At 40.3% G+C, this 20,475-nt stretch carries 18 protein-coding genes; 8 read left to right on the forward strand and 10 right to left on the reverse strand.

From position 1 onward, the window contains the following. Positions 1-24: 24 nt before the first annotated feature. Both ACL8WY_RS03410 and abc-f read left to right on the forward strand, forming a co-directional pair. Complete coding sequence (locus tag ACL8WY_RS03410) at positions 25-2,022, forward strand: sensor histidine kinase (protein ID WP_436517016.1); 1,998 nt, start codon at positions 25-27, stop codon at positions 2,020-2,022. A 49-nt stretch (positions 2,023-2,071) separates the two neighbouring features. Then, on the forward strand, positions 2,072-3,946 hold the full coding sequence (abc-f, locus tag ACL8WY_RS03415; RefSeq protein ID WP_436517017.1) for a ribosomal protection-like ABC-F family protein: 1,875 nt from the start codon (positions 2,072-2,074) through the stop codon (positions 3,944-3,946). 4 nt (positions 3,947-3,950) lie between these two features. Here the strand turns inward: abc-f and ACL8WY_RS03420 are convergent, their stop codons facing one another. Next, complete coding sequence (locus ACL8WY_RS03420) at positions 3,951-4,616, reverse strand: DUF6090 family protein (protein ID WP_436517018.1); 666 nt, start codon at positions 4,614-4,616, stop codon at positions 3,951-3,953. 25 nt (positions 4,617-4,641) lie between these two features. Next, on the reverse strand, positions 4,642-4,908 hold the full coding sequence (locus ACL8WY_RS03425; RefSeq protein WP_436517019.1) for a DUF1272 domain-containing protein: 267 nt from the start codon (positions 4,906-4,908) through the stop codon (positions 4,642-4,644). Positions 4,909-5,059: 151 nt separating this feature from the next. On the opposite strand from ACL8WY_RS03425, the gene ACL8WY_RS03430 reads away from it, so the two are divergent. Together ACL8WY_RS03430 and ACL8WY_RS03435 are read left to right on the forward strand one after the other, a co-directional pair. Then, on the forward strand, positions 5,060-5,878 hold the full coding sequence (locus ACL8WY_RS03430) for a M48 family metallopeptidase (RefSeq protein ID WP_436517020.1): 819 nt from the start codon (positions 5,060-5,062) through the stop codon (positions 5,876-5,878). 4 nt (positions 5,879-5,882) lie between these two features. Next, a complete protein-coding gene (locus ACL8WY_RS03435; RefSeq protein WP_436517021.1) occupies positions 5,883-6,854 on the forward strand; it encodes a YitT family protein in 972 nt (323 codons plus the stop codon). A 3-nt stretch (positions 6,855-6,857) separates the two neighbouring features. On the opposite strand, the gene ACL8WY_RS03440 is transcribed toward ACL8WY_RS03435, so the two are convergent. Further along, positions 6,858-7,982: an amidohydrolase family protein gene (locus ACL8WY_RS03440; RefSeq protein WP_436517022.1), complete on the reverse strand. Its 1,125-nt coding sequence runs from the start codon at positions 7,980-7,982 to the stop codon at positions 6,858-6,860. A 104-nt stretch (positions 7,983-8,086) separates the two neighbouring features. On the opposite strand from ACL8WY_RS03440, the gene ACL8WY_RS03445 reads away from it, so the two are divergent. Next, on the forward strand, positions 8,087-8,569 hold the full coding sequence (locus tag ACL8WY_RS03445) for a deoxycytidylate deaminase (protein WP_436517023.1): 483 nt from the start codon (positions 8,087-8,089) through the stop codon (positions 8,567-8,569). Here the strand turns inward: ACL8WY_RS03445 and ACL8WY_RS03450 are convergent. The 4 genes from ACL8WY_RS03450 to ACL8WY_RS03465 form a co-directional block, all read right to left on the reverse strand. Then, the gene (locus tag ACL8WY_RS03450; protein WP_436517024.1) at positions 8,566-8,805 is read right to left on the reverse strand and encodes a hypothetical protein; all 240 of its coding nucleotides are present in this window, start codon (positions 8,803-8,805) and stop codon (positions 8,566-8,568) included. The two genes, ACL8WY_RS03445 and ACL8WY_RS03450, sit on opposite strands and share 4 nt — an antisense overlap. Positions 8,806-8,862: 57 nt before the next feature. After that, complete coding sequence (locus ACL8WY_RS03455) at positions 8,863-9,225, reverse strand: cupredoxin domain-containing protein (protein WP_436517025.1); 363 nt, start codon at positions 9,223-9,225, stop codon at positions 8,863-8,865. Positions 9,226-9,246: 21 nt separating this feature from the next. Next, positions 9,247-9,795, reverse strand: a complete 549-nt coding sequence (locus tag ACL8WY_RS03460; protein ID WP_436517026.1) for a carboxymuconolactone decarboxylase family protein — start codon at positions 9,793-9,795, stop codon at positions 9,247-9,249. A 91-nt stretch (positions 9,796-9,886) separates the two neighbouring features. Continuing rightward, the gene (locus ACL8WY_RS03465) at positions 9,887-10,750 is read right to left on the reverse strand and encodes a helix-turn-helix domain-containing protein (RefSeq protein WP_436517027.1); all 864 of its coding nucleotides are present in this window, start codon (positions 10,748-10,750) and stop codon (positions 9,887-9,889) included. A gap of 98 nt (positions 10,751-10,848) precedes the next feature. Here ACL8WY_RS03465 and ACL8WY_RS03470 point away from each other — a divergent pair, with 98 nt between their 5' ends. Beyond that, a complete protein-coding gene (locus tag ACL8WY_RS03470; RefSeq protein ID WP_436517028.1) occupies positions 10,849-11,871 on the forward strand; it encodes an alkaline phosphatase D family protein in 1,023 nt (340 codons plus the stop codon). Between the two features lie 58 nt (positions 11,872-11,929). Here the strand turns inward: ACL8WY_RS03470 and ACL8WY_RS03475 are convergent, their stop codons facing one another. From ACL8WY_RS03475 to ACL8WY_RS03485, 3 genes are all read right to left on the reverse strand, one after another. Next, the gene (locus ACL8WY_RS03475; RefSeq protein ID WP_436517029.1) at positions 11,930-14,419 is read right to left on the reverse strand and encodes a TonB-dependent receptor domain-containing protein; all 2,490 of its coding nucleotides are present in this window, start codon (positions 14,417-14,419) and stop codon (positions 11,930-11,932) included. A gap of 85 nt (positions 14,420-14,504) precedes the next feature. Continuing rightward, on the reverse strand, positions 14,505-15,758 hold the full coding sequence (locus tag ACL8WY_RS03480; protein ID WP_436517030.1) for a sensor histidine kinase: 1,254 nt from the start codon (positions 15,756-15,758) through the stop codon (positions 14,505-14,507). After that, positions 15,755-16,435 carry a response regulator transcription factor gene (locus ACL8WY_RS03485; protein ID WP_436517031.1) on the reverse strand — a complete coding sequence of 227 codons (681 nt, stop codon included), beginning with the start codon at positions 16,433-16,435 and terminating at the stop codon, positions 15,755-15,757. The genes ACL8WY_RS03480 and ACL8WY_RS03485 overlap by 4 nt, the downstream gene beginning before the upstream one ends. 151 nt (positions 16,436-16,586) lie before the next feature. Between ACL8WY_RS03485 and ACL8WY_RS03490 the strand changes: the two genes are divergently transcribed. Together ACL8WY_RS03490 and ACL8WY_RS03495 are read left to right on the forward strand one after the other, a co-directional pair. After that, a complete protein-coding gene (locus ACL8WY_RS03490; RefSeq protein WP_436517032.1) occupies positions 16,587-19,034 on the forward strand; it encodes a prolyl oligopeptidase family serine peptidase in 2,448 nt (815 codons plus the stop codon). Between the two features lie 143 nt (positions 19,035-19,177). Further along, positions 19,178-20,467: a sensor histidine kinase gene (locus ACL8WY_RS03495; RefSeq protein WP_436517033.1), complete on the forward strand. Its 1,290-nt coding sequence runs from the start codon at positions 19,178-19,180 to the stop codon at positions 20,465-20,467. The last annotated feature ends 8 nt before the right edge of the window (positions 20,468-20,475 follow it).

Raw genomic sequence — 20,475 nt, forward strand, 5'->3', positions numbered from 1 at the left:
AGTTTAAACCTATCGTTCAGCTTTTTGATTAAAAGACTACTCATCTATTTTCCAATTTTCGTTGGAAGCTTTTTAAGCTCTGCACAAGGATCACCCAAAATATTTGAAGGAGAGGAAATCTCTCTTGTAGGTGAGTGGAACTTAGTCATGAACTCCTTTCTCATATATCCAGAAATAACACGGCAACATAAAGCTGTTAAAATAAATGTCCCAAGTACCTGGAATGATGCCATATGGAATGGTGAAAAAGTAGGCCCATTCGGATTTGGAACATATTTCAAAACAATAATCATTGACGACAATTCCACATCTCCATACCTGGCAATTGAGGTACCTGAGGTTAGCATAGCGTATCGCCTTTATGCAAATGAAAAACTCATTGGCCAAGTTGGAATACCGGGGGAAAACAAAAGCCAAACTGAACCGAGAATAGATTTCCAGGTCTTTGATTTTGAAGCCAACCCAGGTGATACGGTAACTTTCATATTTCATGTCAGCAACTTCAGTAATAAAAGTGGAGGTCTCTGGTACGCACCTAAGCTCGCTTTTAAGAAAGATCTATTCGAAAGAACCGACCTTAATCGATCTTTGAAATTGATCATTATCGGATGCATACTAATAGGTGCGCTATTCCAGCTATCCATCTTCCTAAAAAGACGAAGCGAGAAGTCGGCGCTATACTTCTTTTTGATCTGCATCTCTCTTTCCATGCTCTTGATTACAAGAAGTGATTTACCCATCATGGATCTTTTTCCAAATACGAGCTGGATCATACTCAAAAAGACACTTTATATATCCATCATTCTTATTGGACCCGTAAATGCGCTCTTTCTACATGAATTGTTTCCTAAGTTTTTTCATAAGGAAATAGTGGTTACAATGGGGATAATTGCATTGTTATTAACGACTTTTTCATTAGCGGCATCTCCAAGAATTACCTATTCAATCATCCCATATTACCATGGATACAATGTGTTGATAGGAATCTACCTTTTTATATGTCTCATCCGCGCGGCAATAGCAAACAAGTTTGGCGCAAGGTTTCTACTGATCGGTTACATAGCCGCTTTCTTAGCCGTTTTACATGATATCCTTTCCAGCAACTATGTCATTCCAGGGTACTCTTTTGATATGATGCATGTTGGAATTGCCTTTTATATTCTTCAATTAATGTTCATGCTAAGCGGAAGATACCTGTTCGCTCTAGAGGGTAAAGAGCAGCTATCTGTACATCTGGAAAAAGTGAACAAGGAATTAGAAGAAATGGTTGATCGCCGAACAAAAGCTTTGCTGGATAAAAATAAAATAATTGAGCTCAAAAATGCTGAGTTGGAAAAGGCTATGAAGGAAAAAGACCACCTGATGGCAGTAGTAGCTCATGACTTAAAAGCTCCTCTCTCCAGCATTCAGGGGATCAGTGACTTAATGAAATCAGATTTAAAAGGCCAATCCGCTGAATTCAATGAAATGATCAAAAAAGTGACTGTTGATGGAAGAGCTATGATTGAGAACCTTACTGAGCTAAAGGTTTTTGAGCAGGATGATTTTGAAATAAAAAAATCTCTGCTTGAGCTTGTTGATTTTTTCGAGCAAAAGAAAATTGCATTTGGGCAATTGGCTGAAAAGAAAGATATCAAGCTAATTGCGACGCTTGATTACACGAATAATGAGGTCTTAACAGACTCAAATGTGCTGAGCAGGATAACTGATAATTTACTTTCTAATGCCATAAAATTCACTCCAAAAGGTGGAAGAGTAGACCTTAACATTTCTAACAAAAATGACGTGCTGGTACTTACAATAGAAGATAATGGTCCAGGTTTCAATAAGATTGACAAGACCAAAATCTTCAACAAATTTCAACGCTTGTCTGCCAGACCTACCGCTGGGGAAAGCTCTGCCGGCCTTGGCTTATCTATTGTCAAAACACTTGTAGATAAACTGGGCGGGACTATAAGTCTGGAGAGTGAAGAGAAACAAGGCTCTAAGTTTACCGTTTCGATCCACCTTTCTGAAAAATAGATTTTGCTTCAGGGATTTTTAAAAAAGTATTGAAGTTACTTTTGCGCGCATGATTGATATCACAAATCTTTCTTACTATCTCGGAGATCGAGCACTTTACGATGAAGCCTCTCTTTTCATTGGTCCAAAGGACAAAATAGGCCTTATTGGTCTTAATGGAACCGGTAAATCTACCTTGCTCAAAATGATGGTTGGTGACGTGCAGCCATCAGGTGGAAAAATCTCGATGAGCAAAGAAACTACCATTGGTTTTCTCAATCAGGATTTGCTATCCTTCCAAACTCAGGATTCTATTCTCTCAGTAGCAATGACAGCATTTGCCTCCACTATGGCGATCCAAAAAGAGATCGACAAGGTGATCAAGGAGATGGAAGAAAATTACCGCGATGAGCTAGTCGATAAACTATCGAAGTTGCAGGAAAGATTTGAAGCACAAGAGGGATATACTTTGCAATCAAAGGCTGAGGAAATCCTGGAGGGAATCGGATTCAAAACTGCTGATTTGTCCAGGCCATTAAGTGAATTTTCAGGAGGTTGGAGAATGCGGGTGATGCTGGCTAAGCTACTTCTAGAGAAGCCCAGTTTGCTAATGCTGGATGAGCCAACAAACCACTTGGATTTACCTTCTATTCAATGGATTGAAAACTACTTGCAATCTTATGAGGGTGCCTATATCATCGTATCTCACGATAGAGAGTTTCTGAATAGATCAGTCAATAAGATCGTGGAAGTGACACAGGCAGATTTGCATGTATACTCTGGAAACTATGATTTTTATGAGGAAGAGAAATCCCTCAGAAATGAGCTACAGCAAAACGCTTACGAAAATCAGCAGAAGAAAATAAAAGAAGCCGAACGATTCATTGAACGATTCAAAGCCAAAGCCACCAAGGCAAGTCAGGCTCAATCTAAAATGAAGATGCTGGAGAAGATGGATCGTGTGGAAGAGGTGATTGACGAAAATATGAAGGTCAATTTCCGATTCAACTTCAAAACACAATCTGGTAGACATGTGAAGCGTCTGGAGAGTATTTCTAAGTCATACGGTGATTTAGACATTCTAAATAACGCTACAATAGGTATTGAACGAGGCGATAAGATTGCGCTGATTGGAGCGAATGGAAAAGGTAAATCTACCCTACTCAGAATAGTTGCCGGAACCGAGTCTCACGAAGGAAAAGTACAGACTGGGCATAACGTGATCAATTCATTTTATGCTCAGCATCAGTTGGAATCACTAGTCGTTCAGAATGATCTGCTGGAAGAGTTAAAGCAGGCCGGTACCGGAAAGACTGAGCAAGAGTTGAGAAGTGTTCTCGGATGTTTTCTATTTTCAAACGATGAGGTCTTTAAAAAAATCAAGGTCTTATCAGGTGGTGAAAAATCCCGTGTCGCACTTGCAAAGACACTAATATCAGAAGCTAATTTTCTGTTATTGGATGAGCCGACAAACCACTTAGATATGATGTCTGTGAGTATTTTAGTACAAGCTCTGCAGCAGTATGAAGGAACGCTCCTATTGGTTTCTCACGACAGACATTTCATTACTCAAGTTGCCAACAAAATATGGTGGATCGAAGATCAGGAAGTAAAGGAGTATCCGGGTACCTTTCAGGAATTTACCTGGTGGTGGGACAAGAATAACAAAGGAGAAGAAACCTCCACCAAGGAAGTAAAGCCTTCGAAAAAGAAAGAAAATACCAAACAGCGAAACAATGAGGAAGATCAGAAAGCAGCTAAAGAGCTTAAGCAAGTAGAGCAACGAATCGAATCGCTTGAAGAAAAAATACGCGAACTAGAGACCCAATTGGCCGATCCAAAAATTTACGAGGATCCTACTGAATACGAAAAGGTCAATACCAAATACAATGAGAAGAAATCAGAATTGGAGGCTTTAATGGAAAAGTGGGAAGAGTTGGCTTAAAAAACTATCCCTCTTCCAAATATTCTTCAAGCATATTTTTTACTTCCTCTGCGCGATCTCTTACCGTCTGATAAAAACTGTCTTTTGCTAGAAAGAGATGGCGATAAGCGAAAATCACATTTCTAAATTCATTTTTAGACAAGAAATCAGGACCAATAGACTGACTCGATGTAAATCGGACATTTTCCATGTAAAAGGGCTTTACAAAATCTCTAATATGCTCATTGAGTGAAGCATCGTATTCATTCGTACCTCGATAATATTGCTCATATAATTCTACTACTTGGTTTCTGATTTCAAACGATCCGATGAGATCCATCTTGCCTGATGCTTTTAGAGACTCATATGTGGTGCGCTGAGGTGAGAAAGGTGGGTTATATTGAATGGTTAGTGTATAATTCATTAACGCTGTATCATTACCATATGGTCTTCCGAGACTAGCTTCTGACAAGGTCACCAAAGCTTCTGATATTCTTTCATTAAAAGCTCCGAGCGTATCCAGGTATTCAATATCTGTATCCAAATCCTTAATCAGACTTTCGAGGTATTTGCGTTCTTGTGCTCGATTACTCTCTTCCTCCTTATAACTCTCAAGATAAAAAGCGATACTTATGCCCAGAATTACAACGAGTAAGTTGGCAATGTGATCCAACCAGTTAACTTTCTTCATGAAATAAAAATAAACGGATTTTAGCTTAAGTAGAACTTTCCAATCGCTTCTTATGCTTTTCTAAATCGACCGGCTTATAAACAACCTCTTTACTTGGTGGATATTTTCCTAAAAGATTAGCAGGTCTTATAGGCCTTTGCTCAAACCCACCTCCACAATTGGGACAAACTTCTTGTAGTAGTTCCACGCAATCCTTGCAAAATGTGCACTCGAATGTACAAATCATAGCCTCGGTACTCTCAGGAGGTAGTGGCTTATTACAATTTTCGCATGTCGGTCTAATCTCAAGCATAGTTTATTTTTTTAAATGCGTTTCTAAAACTCACAATACAAATTTTTGGTATAAGTTTCGTTATTCATCCTAAGATAATTAAAAGTTAGCCTTCCTATCTTTGAACAAAAGGAGTCAGATTTACTGTATCAAATAAAAAAATTCAAATCACATGCGTAAGCTCATTTCATTTTCAATCATGCTCGTTGCTTTGTTTTTGATTCAATGTTCAAGCGTGCCACTAAGCGGTAGGTCACAGCTGGCACTCATCGACAATGACAAAATCTTTCCAATGAGTTTCGAGCAATATGACCAGGTAAAAAAGGAAAGTAAAATCATCACAGGTACTGATCAATCTCGAATGGTTAAGCGAGTGGGTACAAGAATCCAAAGAGCCGTGGAGCAATATTTTGCTGATCAAGGAGAGGCTGGATATCTATCAGACTATAACTGGGAATTTAACTTGATTGAAAATGACAGTACTGTAAATGCCTGGTGTATGCCTGGAGGTAAAGTTGCCTTTTACACTGGGATCATGCCTATTTGTGAGAATGAACTGGGTGTAGCAGTGGTCATGGGACATGAGATTGCTCATGCTATTGCCAATCACGGCAGGGAGCGGATTAGCCAGGGTTATGCCGCACAATTTGGTTTATCCGCAGTAAGCATACTACTCACAGGCGGGGGAAGTGGTCCTTCGGTGCCAGCGGAGCTAATTATGCAAGGAGCAGGTGCTGCCACGTCGCTGGGAATCCTTGCATTTTCTCGAAAGCATGAGTCGGAAGCTGATAAGCTCGGTCTTTACTTCATGGCCATGGCAGGATATAATCCAAAAGAAGCCCCAAAATTCTGGGAACGAATGGCCTCAAATAGCGGAGGCGAGGCTCCGCCAGAGTTTGTCTCAACTCACCCATCTCATGACACACGTATAGCTGATCTAAACGCTAATATGCCTAAGGCTATGGAATACTATCGCGCCAGCGGCAATTGATCCGTTGAAATCAACTCCGATATATCGCTTTTTAAAGTCAGTTCAACAGCTAATTGGTGGACGAGCAAAACGCATCAGCGACTACACAATCGCACGCTATTCGATTGAGGTCAAGGATAATGTTAACCGATGGTTTAAAGAATTGATATTTCTTTCGCTGGGAGTACTATCAGCCGGTTTTGGATTGCATGGATTCCTATTGCCCAATGATTTCATTGATGGTGGAGTGACCGGAATATCATTGCTCACAAGAGTAATCACTGGCTATCCACTGCCTATACTAATTGTATTGATTAACATCCCTTTTATCATTCTTGGCTATTTCCAAATTGGAAGGTCCTTTGTGATAAAAAGTCTCATCGCAATTATTGGTCTGGCTCTGGCGCTTAATTTCATTCACTATCCAATAATCACTTCAGACAAACTGTTGATATCCGTATTTGGTGGCTTCTTTTTGGGCGCAGGAATTGGACTATCAGTAAGAGGTGGTGGCGTGCTTGACGGTACAGAAGTACTCGCTATTTATTTAGGAAAAAAAACAGGACTCACCATTGGCGATCTGATCTTACTGTTTAACATAGTGATTTTCTCTACTGCAGCTTACGTACTCTCAATGGAGATTGCCTTATACTCCATACTCACCTATCTGTCAGCATCCAAAACGGTAGACTTTGTCATTGAAGGCGTTGAAGAATATATAGGCGTAATAATTATTTCTAAGCGAAGTGAGGCCATTAGATTAATGATCACGGAAAAGCTGGGCAGAGGCGTCACTATCTACCAAGGTATGAGTGGATATGGCAAGAGAGTAGACCTTCAGGAATCTGAAATACTATATTCAGTAATTACCAGGCTGGAAATCAATCAAATGCAAAATGCTGTGAAATCCATAGACCCTCAGGCCTTCATTGTTATGAATAGCGTAAAAGACCTGAAGGGTGGGATGATCAAAAAGCGACAGTTTAAAGAGCACTAAGTGCTATTCAAACTGACTTACTTCCAAGCCCGGGATAATCTTACAGGCATTCTTGTAATACACTTTTTTCAACACCTCATCTGATAATCCCAGTCCATACATCCTCCAATAAGCATGATATTTCTTGTAGTATGGAAAATATTCATCTTCGGTTTCCAGCACTCTGAAGTAGGTATAAAACTCTTCCGGGTTATAGGCGTCTTTGCCAAACAGGATTCTATCCTGATACATTTCGAAGAAGGCTCCTGCCCTTTTAGGCTGTCTACCAAATTCGGCGATCACCGCTCCTATTCCAAAATATACATTCGGATACATATCCAGGTGTTTTTCAGCCTTATCCAGATTGTTAGCCATCCATCCCATATGTGCATTCACAAAAGTGGTGTTCGGATGCTTTTTGAAAATGTTGTGTTGCTCAGCGATGATTTGCTCGAAAGGAGCAGGATTATCGGCTCCACGTTTTCTTCCTGGTCTTAATTTAAGTTCCAACCACCTTTCATTGTCGGCATCCATAGGATCCCAAAAGGAAGCCGGATCTGCCGCATGAATCAATACAGGGATTCCAAGCTCACCACATTTAGCCCAAACCGGATCAATGCGAGGGTCGTCAATAGCTACTCGATTACCATCTTTATCTTGGTAGCTAAGCCCAAGGCTCTTATAGATCTTCAATCCTCTAGCACCTGCGGCTACATCTTCTTCAAGTTCTTTTACTGCATTCTCTGTCCAACCTTCATCTCCAATGTTTTTAAAGCTCACATTCGTAAATACTATGATTTTATTTGGCGCCTCACCTTCTACCCTTCTCACCATTCCAGCCAGATATTCCTGCGTTCCAATATCTCTTGTTTCACGATTAAAGCCCCTACCGCTTAGGTTGATCATCGCTCCCATGTTCAACTCATCCATCTCTGCAACAAGACTGGCAATACGGTCTTTGGTGAGATTCCATTGATGACTGTGAATATCTACAAAAGGAAACTTTGCTCGCTTCACCGGATTTTCTGGTACTACCAGAGTTGAAGTAGGATTATATTCCTCGAAGCTCATGGTTTGTTCTTCCGCCTGCTCTTGAGCTAAGAGAGACATACCAATAAAGGATAGTAGAAAGGTTAGTGTTTTTCGCATTTCATTAGGTTTTTTCTAAGACAATTATACAACTGTACTCCCGCATCGAACGAGTCAATTATTTATTTGGTTCTAATTCCATGCGAGGTGGTTAATTTCGCACTATGGAGCGACCGGAGTTTGACGATATATTTATGGAGCTGGCTGTGAACCTTGCCAAGCGTTCGCATTGCATAAAAAGACATGTAGGTGCGGTATTAACCAAAGATACACGCATCATCTCGATTGGATACAATGGGCCACCATCCGGAACGCACAATTGTGATTTGGAATGGCCTAAAGATGGTTGTCCCAGAGATTCGAAAGGCAGCTGCTCGCTAGCACTTCACGCTGAGCAAAATGCCATTCTCTATGCGGTAAAGAATAAAACGGATGTAGAAGGTGCAACACTTTATGTCACCTTATCTCCGTGTATTGCCTGTGCTCGGATCATCTACACCATGAAAATTAAGAAAGTGATTTACTTGAAATCATACGCCGAATACAAAGGCATTCCGAGCGATGAAGGTGTTGATTTTTTGAGAAAATTTGGAGTGGAGGCAGAAAAGTATGAGGGTTCTCTAGACAATGTAAGTGAGCTAGTCTAATACATCCGGTCTACCCATCTCATATAGCCTCTTGTATTAGAAACCACAAAGAAAGCATTGCCCAGGATCACACCATAGCCGTGGATCAAGGTCGCTGAGATGGCGATCCACATCAGATTAGCTACAATGAATATGATGAATCCATTTTTGTTTTTGTTTCCCAGCATCCACACTGCCATTACACTTAGGGTCATCGCCAGCCAGTCCAAACCATAGAAATTAAATAAGTTCAACATGTGATTAGGGTTTAAAAGGGATAAAAAAAGGGCCGGCTGTACCGACCCTACTATCATCTACTCTACTATTAAAATGTATTGTGGTGTCGGATTCAAAGGACAGAAATACACGTATTCTCCTTTTTCCAAAATCACCTCATTAGATCTTGATGACTCTCCGTCAGCTATGGTCTTGTACAAGTAAGCATCCTGTATGTGATACTGCTTATCTGTTTTGCCTTTCGGGGCAACCACAAAACCCACCAATCGATCTACGCCACTATTTTCAACTTCAAAATAGTACGATTTACCTGCCTCCAGCTTCAGCTCTTTTTGCTGAAATTCTCCCGGTGTTTGTACCAGATTTACTTTTGTCGCTTCTTGTGCATTTAGTGCCAGGCTACCTAACACCGTCAATGCAACTAATAATATTCTTTTCATGCTAAAGGAATAATAAATGTCTTAAGCTGCTACTGCTTCAAGTTCAGGAGCTGCCGGAAAATCCACAGGGATTTGGGTAGCTCCATGAATGAAATTGCTCACAATTTTATCTCCGATCACAACATTGATGTCTATCAGACTTTCTTTGGTATATCCGGCATTTAATAGTCCTTCCAGCGCTTCAGCACTTGGCTTACTTCGATTAATCGTGATGTCTTTTACAAAGTTCGCAAGTGCATCGATTTTAGCGTCGAAACTTGCTCCACCTGAACGGATCTCAAGAATTTGATCATCTGAAAACCCATTCATTTTTCCCAAGGCTGTGTGTGCTGCAAGACAGTACGCACATTCGTTTACCTGACTCACCACAAGGTTGATCACTTCACGCTCCTTGGCTTTTAATGAAGTCTTTCTGTTTTGAAAAGCGAGATAATCTCCAAGCGCAGTATCGCTGTAAGCAATCGTTGCATAAAGGTTGGGCACGAACCCTAAGTTGGCTTCCAGATTGTCGAAGATCGCCTGATTATTTTCAGATACTTCTTCGCGAGTTGGCACTTTGATTGTTTCCATAATTATTAGTTTTTGTGTTTTCTAAATTGTTATGGTTCAAAGAACGCGAGACATGTACCTGTGGGTAGTGTCTATTCTTCCCTAAGGGTTGTCAATTTTTCCCATTCAGTCGATTTCGCTGCTCTTCACGGTATTTGGAAGGCGCGATCGTGGTGTTTTTCTTGAAAAAACGACTGAATCCGGGGATATCCTGAAACCCCAATTCATAAGCAATTTCCTTGGTCGTTTTATCGGTATAGATGAGGAGTCGTTTCGCTTCCATAAGAATGCGTTCATGGATCGTTTGCAAGGGAGACTTATCACTATACTTGGAAAATAAGTTGGAGATGGTCTTTGAGGACTTATGTATAAGGTCTGCATAATCCTGTACTTGATGATGCTCTTTAAAATGTTGCTCCACCAGCACATTAAACCGCCTGATTAAATCCATATCTGTTTCATCAATGGCATCTAGATTTTCCTGCGACTTATAGGTTCTTGTTAGTTTCACAATCAATCGCTTCAAGATGATCCTTAACATTTCGGTCTTTAGATTATCGTCTTGCTCATTAAACTCATCCAGAAATACCTGAAACAATAATTCATGTTTTCTTTGTTGCTCGCCGCTCAAACAGATGATCGGGTTTTCCCGCTTACCATAGAATAGCAGTCCTGCGCATGAAACTTCATGATCATGATCAAGGATGCAATAGAAGTCTCGATTAAACTGTAAGGCTATGATGTCTTTTGGTTTATCAAATTGAAATGACTGGCTGAGGCTAAAGATGATCACATGGTTTGACTTTAAGATAAGTTCTTCTTCATCAACAATCACTTGCTGATCAGGGCCTTTGTTCCATGCAATGGTGAGTAGACGCTCTTCACTGTCTACAAATGGCTTACAACTAAAGGAATCCTCCTCAAAGGTGAGGCGCATGATGCCGTCTATAATGTCATCTCTATGATTTAAAATCATTGGTGGCTACAGGTATTCTCTTAAGCAAACAAAAAATACTCATTTTGATAACAGTTATTATTATAATTCTTTCTTAAATGTCCATTAGCTTTCACTTTATGAAGACGATTTTGGCCTTGCTCACCCTCCTTCCTGTTCTGCTTTTTGCTCAGAATGCAGACATTACTTCAAATAAAGAAATTACCAGAATTGCTTTTGGTTCTTGTAGCGTTCAGGATCTACCCGAAAAGCAACTTTGGTCTGAAGTTTCGTCTACGAATCCTGATTTATGGATTTGGCTTGGTGACAATATCTACGGAGACACAGAGGATATGGAGAAGATGAAAGAAAAGTATGATCTTCAAAAGTCGCATCCTGATTATCAAAAATTGCTACGGAAGACTGACGTGATCGGCATATGGGATGATCATGACTATGGTGTGAACGATGGCGGAAAGGAGTTTCCTGCAAAAGAGGGGAGCAAAAACCAACTATTTGACTTTTTAGATGTCGACAAAAATCATCCAGCACAAAAGCGACAGGGAGCTCATCAATCTTATACTTACAAAAGCAATCAGGGCAATGTGAAAATCATCTTGCTTGATACCCGCTACTTTAGAGATTCATTAAAATGGCTAAATCCGGGCACCCGAGACAAAGCTGCGTTGATAAATGAGGATGGCGATATTTTAGGTGATCAGCAATGGCAATGGTTTGAAAATCAACTTGCCGAAGCTGATATTGATTTATTCATTGTAGCCTCCGGTATACAGGTAATTCCTTATCAGCATCGATGGGAAAAATGGGCAAACTTCCCTAAATCAAGAAAGAAATTACTGGACGTGATTGCCAATACAAACGCTCCTTTGATTCTTCTCTCCGGTGATCGTCACCTTTCAGAAGTTTCTAAAATGGATGTTCCAGGATATGGCTATCCGCTATATGAACTTACATCCAGCAGTTTAACAAGTCCTGCCGGGGTGGATGGGGAACAGAACCAATTTATAGTAAAAGGTAAAATTTATGAACCAAACTTTGCCAGCCTCTCAATTATGTGGATAAGAAATAACCCTACACTTAACCTCACTTATAAAGCGAAAGAAAGTAAAGAACTGGCCAAGTACAGGATCCAATATGAATAAAAAACCCTCCTGCTTATCAGCTTGGGAGGGCTATCACCAACCTTAGAAAGTTAGTCTTCTAAAATTCTCCGCCTCCATCATCATCATATGAGCCTTGCGATCCTCTACCAGTTCTCTGCTTATTTTGATTCAAGCGATATGTAAAAGATAAAACTGCTGTGGGTCCTCTTCTCCATTGAAACTCAGATTCTGTAGTGAACGTCTCAGTGATTGTTTCTCCCCTGTATTTTTGTGTATTGAATAAGTCTCTTACATTAAAAGAAATTGTTCCATTGTTTTTCAGAACGTCTTTGGACAATCCTACATCTAAACTCTGGATCGACTTACTGGTGCCCTGAGGTCTGTTTTGTGGTGCTCGATAAAACCACGAAAGCTGTGCGTTAAAGAGTTTTCTATTTCTGTAGAAAGCACCCATCCTGGTTGAAACTGTAGTTGCTTCGGCTGAGAACGACTCTCCTCCATCAGTCTGCGAATTAAAGAAATTAATGTTGCTATTAAACCTGATCTTTTGATTTAAATCATAATTGATGTTTGCTTCGACTCCAATATCATCTTGTACACCCAGATTCACTGGAAGTCTTTCTGTTACACCTTCATCGATTGTTCGCTGAATTCGTTGAACTACGTCCGTTGTATACCTATAATAAAGACCAACGTAGATACTTGCGGATTTTCTATTTTGCAAAATTCCTAATTCATAAGAATCGGTAAACTGCGGTTGCAGATCCGGATTTCCGGCAAAGAGGCTTAGTGGATTGCTGTAAGTAATGAATGGATTCAGATTTCTAAACCTCGGACGTGTAATTCTTCTGCTGTAACTCAATTGAATCGAAGATATCTTGCTGTACTTATAAGTCAGATTCGCACTCGGGAATAAACTAAAATAGCTTTGATTATTTGGTTCATATTCATCACTTGAGGCTTCTTGTTGATTTCTCGGAATCAACTGTGTGTCCAAGTTTGTATTTTCAGCTCTCAGTCCTATTTGCCAGGATAGTTTTTCATACTTGTTGCTCAGAATAGCGTAAGCGGCGAATATTCGCTCCTCGAAAGAGAAGTTATTGGTAAGGGCAACAACCTCCTCGAAATTTTGCTCTAACCCGGAAGCTGAGCTATCGGATTCAACGATATAGTTATTGAAAATTGTTCTTCCATTGTATCGGGTTCCCAATTCCAATTTGGCTGCCTTGCTAAATGGATGTATATAATCCAATTGCATCAGCTGACGCTCCTCTCCATTATCGTTTCTCGCACGCTGTGCCAGATCAAAAACAGTTCCATCTGAAAAGTTGGTCACATCATCAAATAATGATTTTTCGGTCTCCTCACTATCCTGCTGCTGCAGCGTAAAAGTCAATTTCTGTCCTTTCCTTTTGAACTCGCGATTGTAGTTCAACTCATATTGCCAATTCACGTCATCTTCGTCCTCGTTATCTACTCTGAATCGATCGGAAAATTGTACTCGGTTGCGGTCAAAGAAATCATATCCTGTCTGTGTGGTGTTATCACTATCTGAGTTTCTGTAAGATGCAGATAATGTGAGTACGTTTTTCTCAGAGAAGTAAATGTCTGAACCAAAGCGTATGTTTTGAGATATACTCTTCCTTTCGCGATCATTGTCTTGGTTGATGAAGTAAACAGTATCTCTTTCTGGATTGTTGAATGAGTTATTGGTAAATCCCTGGCCCGGAGAGGTTCTTGCGGTCACTCCATAATTTACAAACCAATTGATCCAACCTGTTCGGTAATTTACATTTACACTTGCTCCATTGTTGGCTGGGAAGCCTCCTTGAACTTGGAAACTACCATTAAAGCCTTTAGCTCGATCTTTTTTTAGAATAATATTGATGATTCCAGCACCTCCTTCTGCGTCATATCTAGCAGATGGATTTGTTACTATTTCAACGCTCTCAATCAAGTTACCTTGCAATTGTTGAAGACCGCCTGTTCCGGAAAGTCCAATTAGTCCTGATGGTTTTCCATCAATGAGTATTTGCACATTTTCACTTCCTCTCAGCGATACGTTACCATCTACATCCACCTCAACAGATGGAAGGTTAGCCAAAAGATCTGATGCACTGCCACCCAGGTTACTTAAGTCTTTCCCAATATTGTAAACCTTTTTATCTAAGGTGAGCTCCATTTGCGTTCGCTCAGCCTGAACCACTACCTCGTTCAATAGTTTTTCATCTTCCTTGATACCAATGACACCTGCGTCATAAACTTTGTTCTGCTTTGAGATTGAAATATCTGATAAGGTAATATCCTGAAATCCCATAAACTGTACTCTTAGGTAGTATTGACCAGGCTTTATCGGGATATTGAAAATACCATTCAGATCAGTCAGGCCACCTGTTACAAGTGAAGAGTCAGCTTGGTTAAATACACTGACCGTGGCAAATTCCAGCGGTTGATCTGTGCCATCTATCTGCAACTTTCCTTTGATAGCATAAGGTGCTGCTGCCTGGTCTTTAGGAGCTTGCGCAACACCAGTAAAAACAGTGAATAGCATTGCGCTGATCAATAACAAATGAATCGTATTTTTCATAATACAAGGCTAACACTGATATCTGAAGTATGTTTGAGTGAAATTTGAAGCAAATCTGAAGTTTGCTAAATGTTTCTATCTACGGTCAAAACAGTATTTGAATGGTATGCAATTCATCCTCATTTTCATAATTCAATTCATAACCGTAGAAATCACAAATTTTCTTAACAATTGCCAGGCCCAAACCCATAGATTTTGCACTTTGGTTTGATTTCTTAAATCTTCGAAATAGTTCATCTGGTGGAATCTGTAATTGAGGTCCGGTATTGCTGATCTTTAACTGATCTGACTTGAGGGAAATTTGAAGTTCACCACCTTCCCAATTATGTCTAATTGCATTGTTAATCAAGTTGGTCAAAAGAAGCTCTATGAGAACACGATCTGCCTGCACTGATACACCCTTCTCTAGTTCATCCACTTTGTTGATTCCTTTTAGTTCGATTAGCTCTTTGAATTCCTCCAACATTTGCTGCAAGGTTGCCGAAAGGTCTATGGTCGCTTCATCTACAAATTCCCGGTTGTCAATCTTAGTTATGAGCGAAAGCGCATTGCCTAAGTGACTCAGTCTCATAATAGTACTCTGAATAAAACTAAGTTGCTGAATTTGCTCTTCGTTTAAGTTGTCTCCGTCCATAAGCACCTCAAGCTTACTTTGAACGATCGCAATCGGAGTCTGGATTTCGTGTGAAGCATTCTCCGAAAATTCCTTGAGTGACTGATAATCTAACTTTACCTTATTGGTCATATCTATCAGAAAGTTATTCAGTCGCCTAAATTCAACTACTTTGGAATCCGGAAATCTAATCTTCTGCTCTGGCTGAGTTAGGGAGAAGCTTCTAATTGCTGCCAGCGTATCATTGAATGGTCGAAGAACATAGTAAGATGCCAGAAATCCAATGATCAATACTGCGGCTAACAAAATGAGGTACATGGTAACCAAAGACTCTGTCAACCCTTCTCTAATGTCATCAGCTTCAATAATAATATCATAGAGACTTATCTTGTAGCTTTTGCCATTGATGTTTCGAATTGCATCCAGACGTAGATGCGACTCCAATCGCTCAAGTTGGCTATGCATGACCAATGTATCTGAAAAAGATTGCTGCTCTTCCTGATAATCATCAAGAGGAACAACCATCATTTTGGTCCACTTTAAGGTATCCTGCGGTGGCCTTCTCGCCAATCTCAGTTGCATTCTATCGAGACGCTCGGACAAGAATCTCTCTTGTTCACTATTCACCTCATCCATCATAATATTATAGCTGATAACTCCGCCGAGCAAGAACACAACCAGCGATACCAAAACAAATAGTATCGTTATTCGAACAATTAGATTCATAACTCGTCTTTCATTTTGTATCCTGCGCCATACACTGTTTTTAGATAGTCATTTCCACCGGCGTTGCTTATTTTTTTTCGAAGGTTCTTTATATGTTGATAAACAAAGTCGAATGAATCCATAGTATCCATATAATCACCCCAAAGGTGCTCAGCTATAGCTTGCTTCGTCAAAAGTCTATTTTGGTTCACTACAAAATAGTGAAGCAACTCATATTCTTTTCTAGTCAAATCAAGCATGGTGCCATGAACCGTGGCTTCTTGCTTATCCAGATTAAGTTCAATTTCCTTGAAACCAATCGTCCGTTTACCTTCGAGTTTTCGGCGCCGATAAACCGCGTTTGCACGTGCGTTAAGCTCAGCTAAATGAAACGGTTTAGGTAAATAGTCATCAGCACCCATTTCAAGGCCATTTAACTTATCTGTTAGCGCATTTCTAGCTGAGATAATCACAACGCCCATTTCAGGCCAGTTTTCTTTCACCACCTTCAATAATGATAAGCCATCACCGTCAGGCAGCATTAAATCCAGTAGCAGAACATCATAGGAAAAAGCATACAATTTATCAGTTGCTTTGGAAAAGCTGCTGGCAACCTCACAGATGTCTCCCTGTTTCGAAAAATAATTGCGCACACTAGATGCTAATTCATCCTGATCCTCTACTATTAGCAATTTCATTGCTCAAACATAGTTGCTCATTTTGAAGAAAATCTGAAATTATGCCTATTCGCTAAGAGAACGTTTCATCTCACTCTTACACAAGCGGTCGTCAAATCCACTTCATATTTTTTTAAATTCAAGGTCTAAATCAATTTAAACAGCTTGGACTATGAAAAAAATGATGAACTATGCACTCTTGCTACTTCTTTCACTTGGTGTTTTTGCCCAAGGTGGATTAGGTTATCAAGAGCCACCCAAAGAAATAAAAGATCTAGTTGATGCCCCACTTGCACCTCGAGTTAGAATTGACAATAATGGAGAGAATGTAGTACTACTATATCGCAATGCCTATAAGACCATTGCAGAACTATCAGAAGAAGAGCTCAGACTTGGAGGCCTTAGAATCAATCCTGTAACCAATATAGGAAGCCGAACCACCTTCTATAATAATGTGAAGGTGAAAAAAGCTTTTGATCAGGATGCAAAGCAAGTGACTGGTCTTCCAGAAAACCCAAGACTGGCTTATTTCGGCTGGTCCCCAGATGAAAGCATGATGGCTTTTACACACACGACAGCTACCGGTGTAGAAATCTGGATGCTGGATGTTACCAGCGGAACGGCAAAAAAACTCACCAATGCAGGCGCCAATGCTAATCTTGGATGGCCCATGGTTTGGGGTGCAGACAGCAAAAGTATGTTGGTAAAAATGCTCCCATCAGATCGCAAGCCATTGATTAATGCACAAACGGCTGTTCCAACAGGTCCCACAGTTACGGAAAGTACGGGAGCAAAAGCTCAGAACAGGACCTATCAGGACTTATTAAAAAATCCGGTTGATGAGAAAAATTTTGAGCAGCTCGCTCGTTCTGAGATATACAAAGTGACACTGGATGGTAATTGCACTAAATGGATGGACACTGGAATGTATCGAGGGTTGGATTTTTCACCAGACGGCAACTATATACTAATAACGAAAGTAAAACGGCCATTTTCCTACCTCGTACCTTACTACAGGTTTGCTTCTGAAACAGCCATCTTCGATAAGAACGGCAAGCAAGTGAAGATGCTTCTGGACATTGGAGTTGATGAGGTAAGACCTAAAGGGTTTATGTCTACCACAGATAAGCCTAGAGGCTTTAGCTGGCGTGGGGATAAGCCTGCAAGTGTGGTTTGGGCCCAGGCACTAGATGGTGGTGATCCTGCTGCCGAGGTAGAATTCCATGATGAAGCCTTTGAGCTTGTGGCACCTTTCTCAGGTGAGCCTCGCTCGATGATGAAAATGAAGAATCGCTTTTCCGGTATTACCTGGGGCAATGATGAGGTGGCTATCGCATACGATTACTGGTTCGACAATCGGAATACTAAAACATATGTCTTCAATCCATCTAAAAATTCACAGGAAGCTCGAATTATTTACGATCGAAATTATCAGGACGCATATAGTGACCCTGGAAATTTTGTGACTACCAAAAATAAGCTGAACCAGTATGTATTGTCTGTTGATAAAGGGAATGCTTTTCTAATGGGAGACGGATTTTCTGATGAAGGCCAATTTCCGTTTGTAGACCAAATCAATTTGGAGAGTGGGAAGACTAGTCGATTGTATCAGTCTGCGTACACCGACAAGGTCGAAGATCTGGTTTATGCCATTGACATGAGTAAGGGTGAAATACTTGTTAGACTCGAGTCGCCCACAGAGTATCCAAATTACTACCTGCGAAATATCAAAAAGAAGGTGGCTTTGAAGCCGATCACTCAATTTGAGAATCCATTCAAAGCGATGATGGATGTTGAGAAAGAGGTAATCACCTACAAACGTGACGATGGTGTAGAGTTGACTGGCACGCTCTATCTACCATTGGGATACGACAAGGAGAAGAAAGAGAAGATGCCGATGATCATGTGGGCCTACCCTGTGGAATACAAAGACAAAGCAAGTGCTGGCCAAAATACGACCAACCCGAATGAGTTTGTTTATCCATATTATGGATCACCAGTTTACTGGGTCACCAGAGGTTATGTCGTATTGGATGATGCAGCCTTTCCGATCATCGGTGAGGGAGATGAGCAACCTAATGATTCCTTCAGAAAACAGCTTGTAGCAAACGGGAAAGCAGGCATAGACGCAGTAGACGAACTTGGCTATATTGATAGAAATAGAGTTGCAGTAGGAGGTCATTCCTATGGCGCATTCATGGTAGCAAACCTACTTAGTCATTCTAATCTATTTGCTGCAGGAATCGCCCGAAGTGGTGCATACAACCGTACGCTCACTCCATTCGGCTTCCAGCGCGAAGAGCGATCTTACTGGGATGCGCCAGAAGTATATTACACTATGTCACCATTCATGCATGCTGATAAGATGAAGACTCCACTTCTGCTTATCCATGGAGAGGCTGACAACAACTCCGGTACTTATCCGATGCAGAGCGAGCGCTACTTTAACGCTCTCAAAGGTCTCGGAGGTCCTGCACGCTTGGTGATGCTTCCAAAAGAAAGTCATGGATACAGGGCAAAGGAAAGCATCATGCATGTACTTTGGGAGCAAGATCAATGGCTGGAAGAACATGTGAAAAACCGTGATCCGATGGAAACATCTGTTCAAATGGACAAGTAATGTCTGATCACTAACCTAGACCAAAGCCGAACCGAAAGGTTCGGTTTTTTTTACCCTCAACTCCTTGTACACTTTAAGTACACTTATCAAGTGATAAGATATCATTCAATCATTTAGAACTTGCCGAATTATTAAAGACGGCAATGCAATTGATCAATAAAGTACTAACAATCACAGATGACAGTCTATCTCTTTATGATCAAAAAAAGGTCAATCAGCTAAATGTCATTTGTTCCTATTTTTCTGTCCTGGCTTTATTGCTGGCCATCATTAATGCTATCCTTCATCGCTATCCTCAGCTTATCATAGACCTAAGCCTTATCTGTATAATATTTTTACCAGTCATACTTCTCCAGAAACATGGGTATTATTCGTTCGCTCGAGTCTATTTCACATCGGTCATGCTTGCCATGATGTTTGGAATTTGTATTTACAATATTCAAAGTGGAGACTTTTTACAAACTGAGAATGTGTTTCTAACGCTAGCTCCTACTGTTGTTATTTTATACGAAAAGACGCAAAGGACAATCACCTATATAGCGAATGTAATAGCGTTTTTTGTCATGCATGCCTACAGTTTTATAGAAAATGGCCTGGCGCTTGATAGAGATTTCTACTCCAACTCGATGATCTACCTATCAGTCTTTTTAGCCATTTATTTCTTTGTAGGTTCATACAAGGACGCATTTCATAAAATCTATTTTCATCAGCTAGAGCTTATAAGACAACTCGAGGACCAAAAAGATGAGCTTGAAAAAACAAACGAAACTAAGAATAAACTTTTCTCGATAGTAGCTCATGACCTTAAAAGACCATTACATATGCTTTCAGGGCTTCTGCAAATGGAAGGATTGATTCCGGAAGATGAATTGAAAACCTATAGGAAGCAAGTTAGGGAGAGTGTTGAAAGCATTAATTCTCTAATTGAAAACGTACTGACTTGGGCAAGATCACAACTCGAGGGATTTAGTATCAATCTTCAACATACAGAGCTAAGTCAACTATTTTCGGCAGAAATGGAGGTTTATAAAGAACAAGCTGATATAAAAGGAATTGACTTATTAGCTGACATACCACATAACATTCAAGTATATTCTGACCCTGATCATGTCTCATTAGTCGTACGAAACATAGTGAACAATAGCATAAAATTCACACCTACCAAAGGACAGATTTGCATTTGGGCAAAAGAAAAAAAAGACTGTGTGAATATCATTATTAAAGATACTGGAATAGGTATGGATCAAGAAATGATCGACAGTATTCAAAGTCAACAGTTTGTATCATCGACCTCAGGTACTCAGGGTGAATCAGGCTCAGGACTTGGCTTGATATTATGTACAGAAACACTTGGCAAAATTGGAGGTCAGCTGTTCATAAAATCTAAGAAAAACTACGGCAGCAAATTCATCATCCAACTTCCATTAAACTAGAAGAACTA

The organism is Ekhidna algicida, assembly GCF_051379705.1.
GTDB lineage: Bacteria > Bacteroidota > Bacteroidia > Cytophagales > Cyclobacteriaceae > Ekhidna.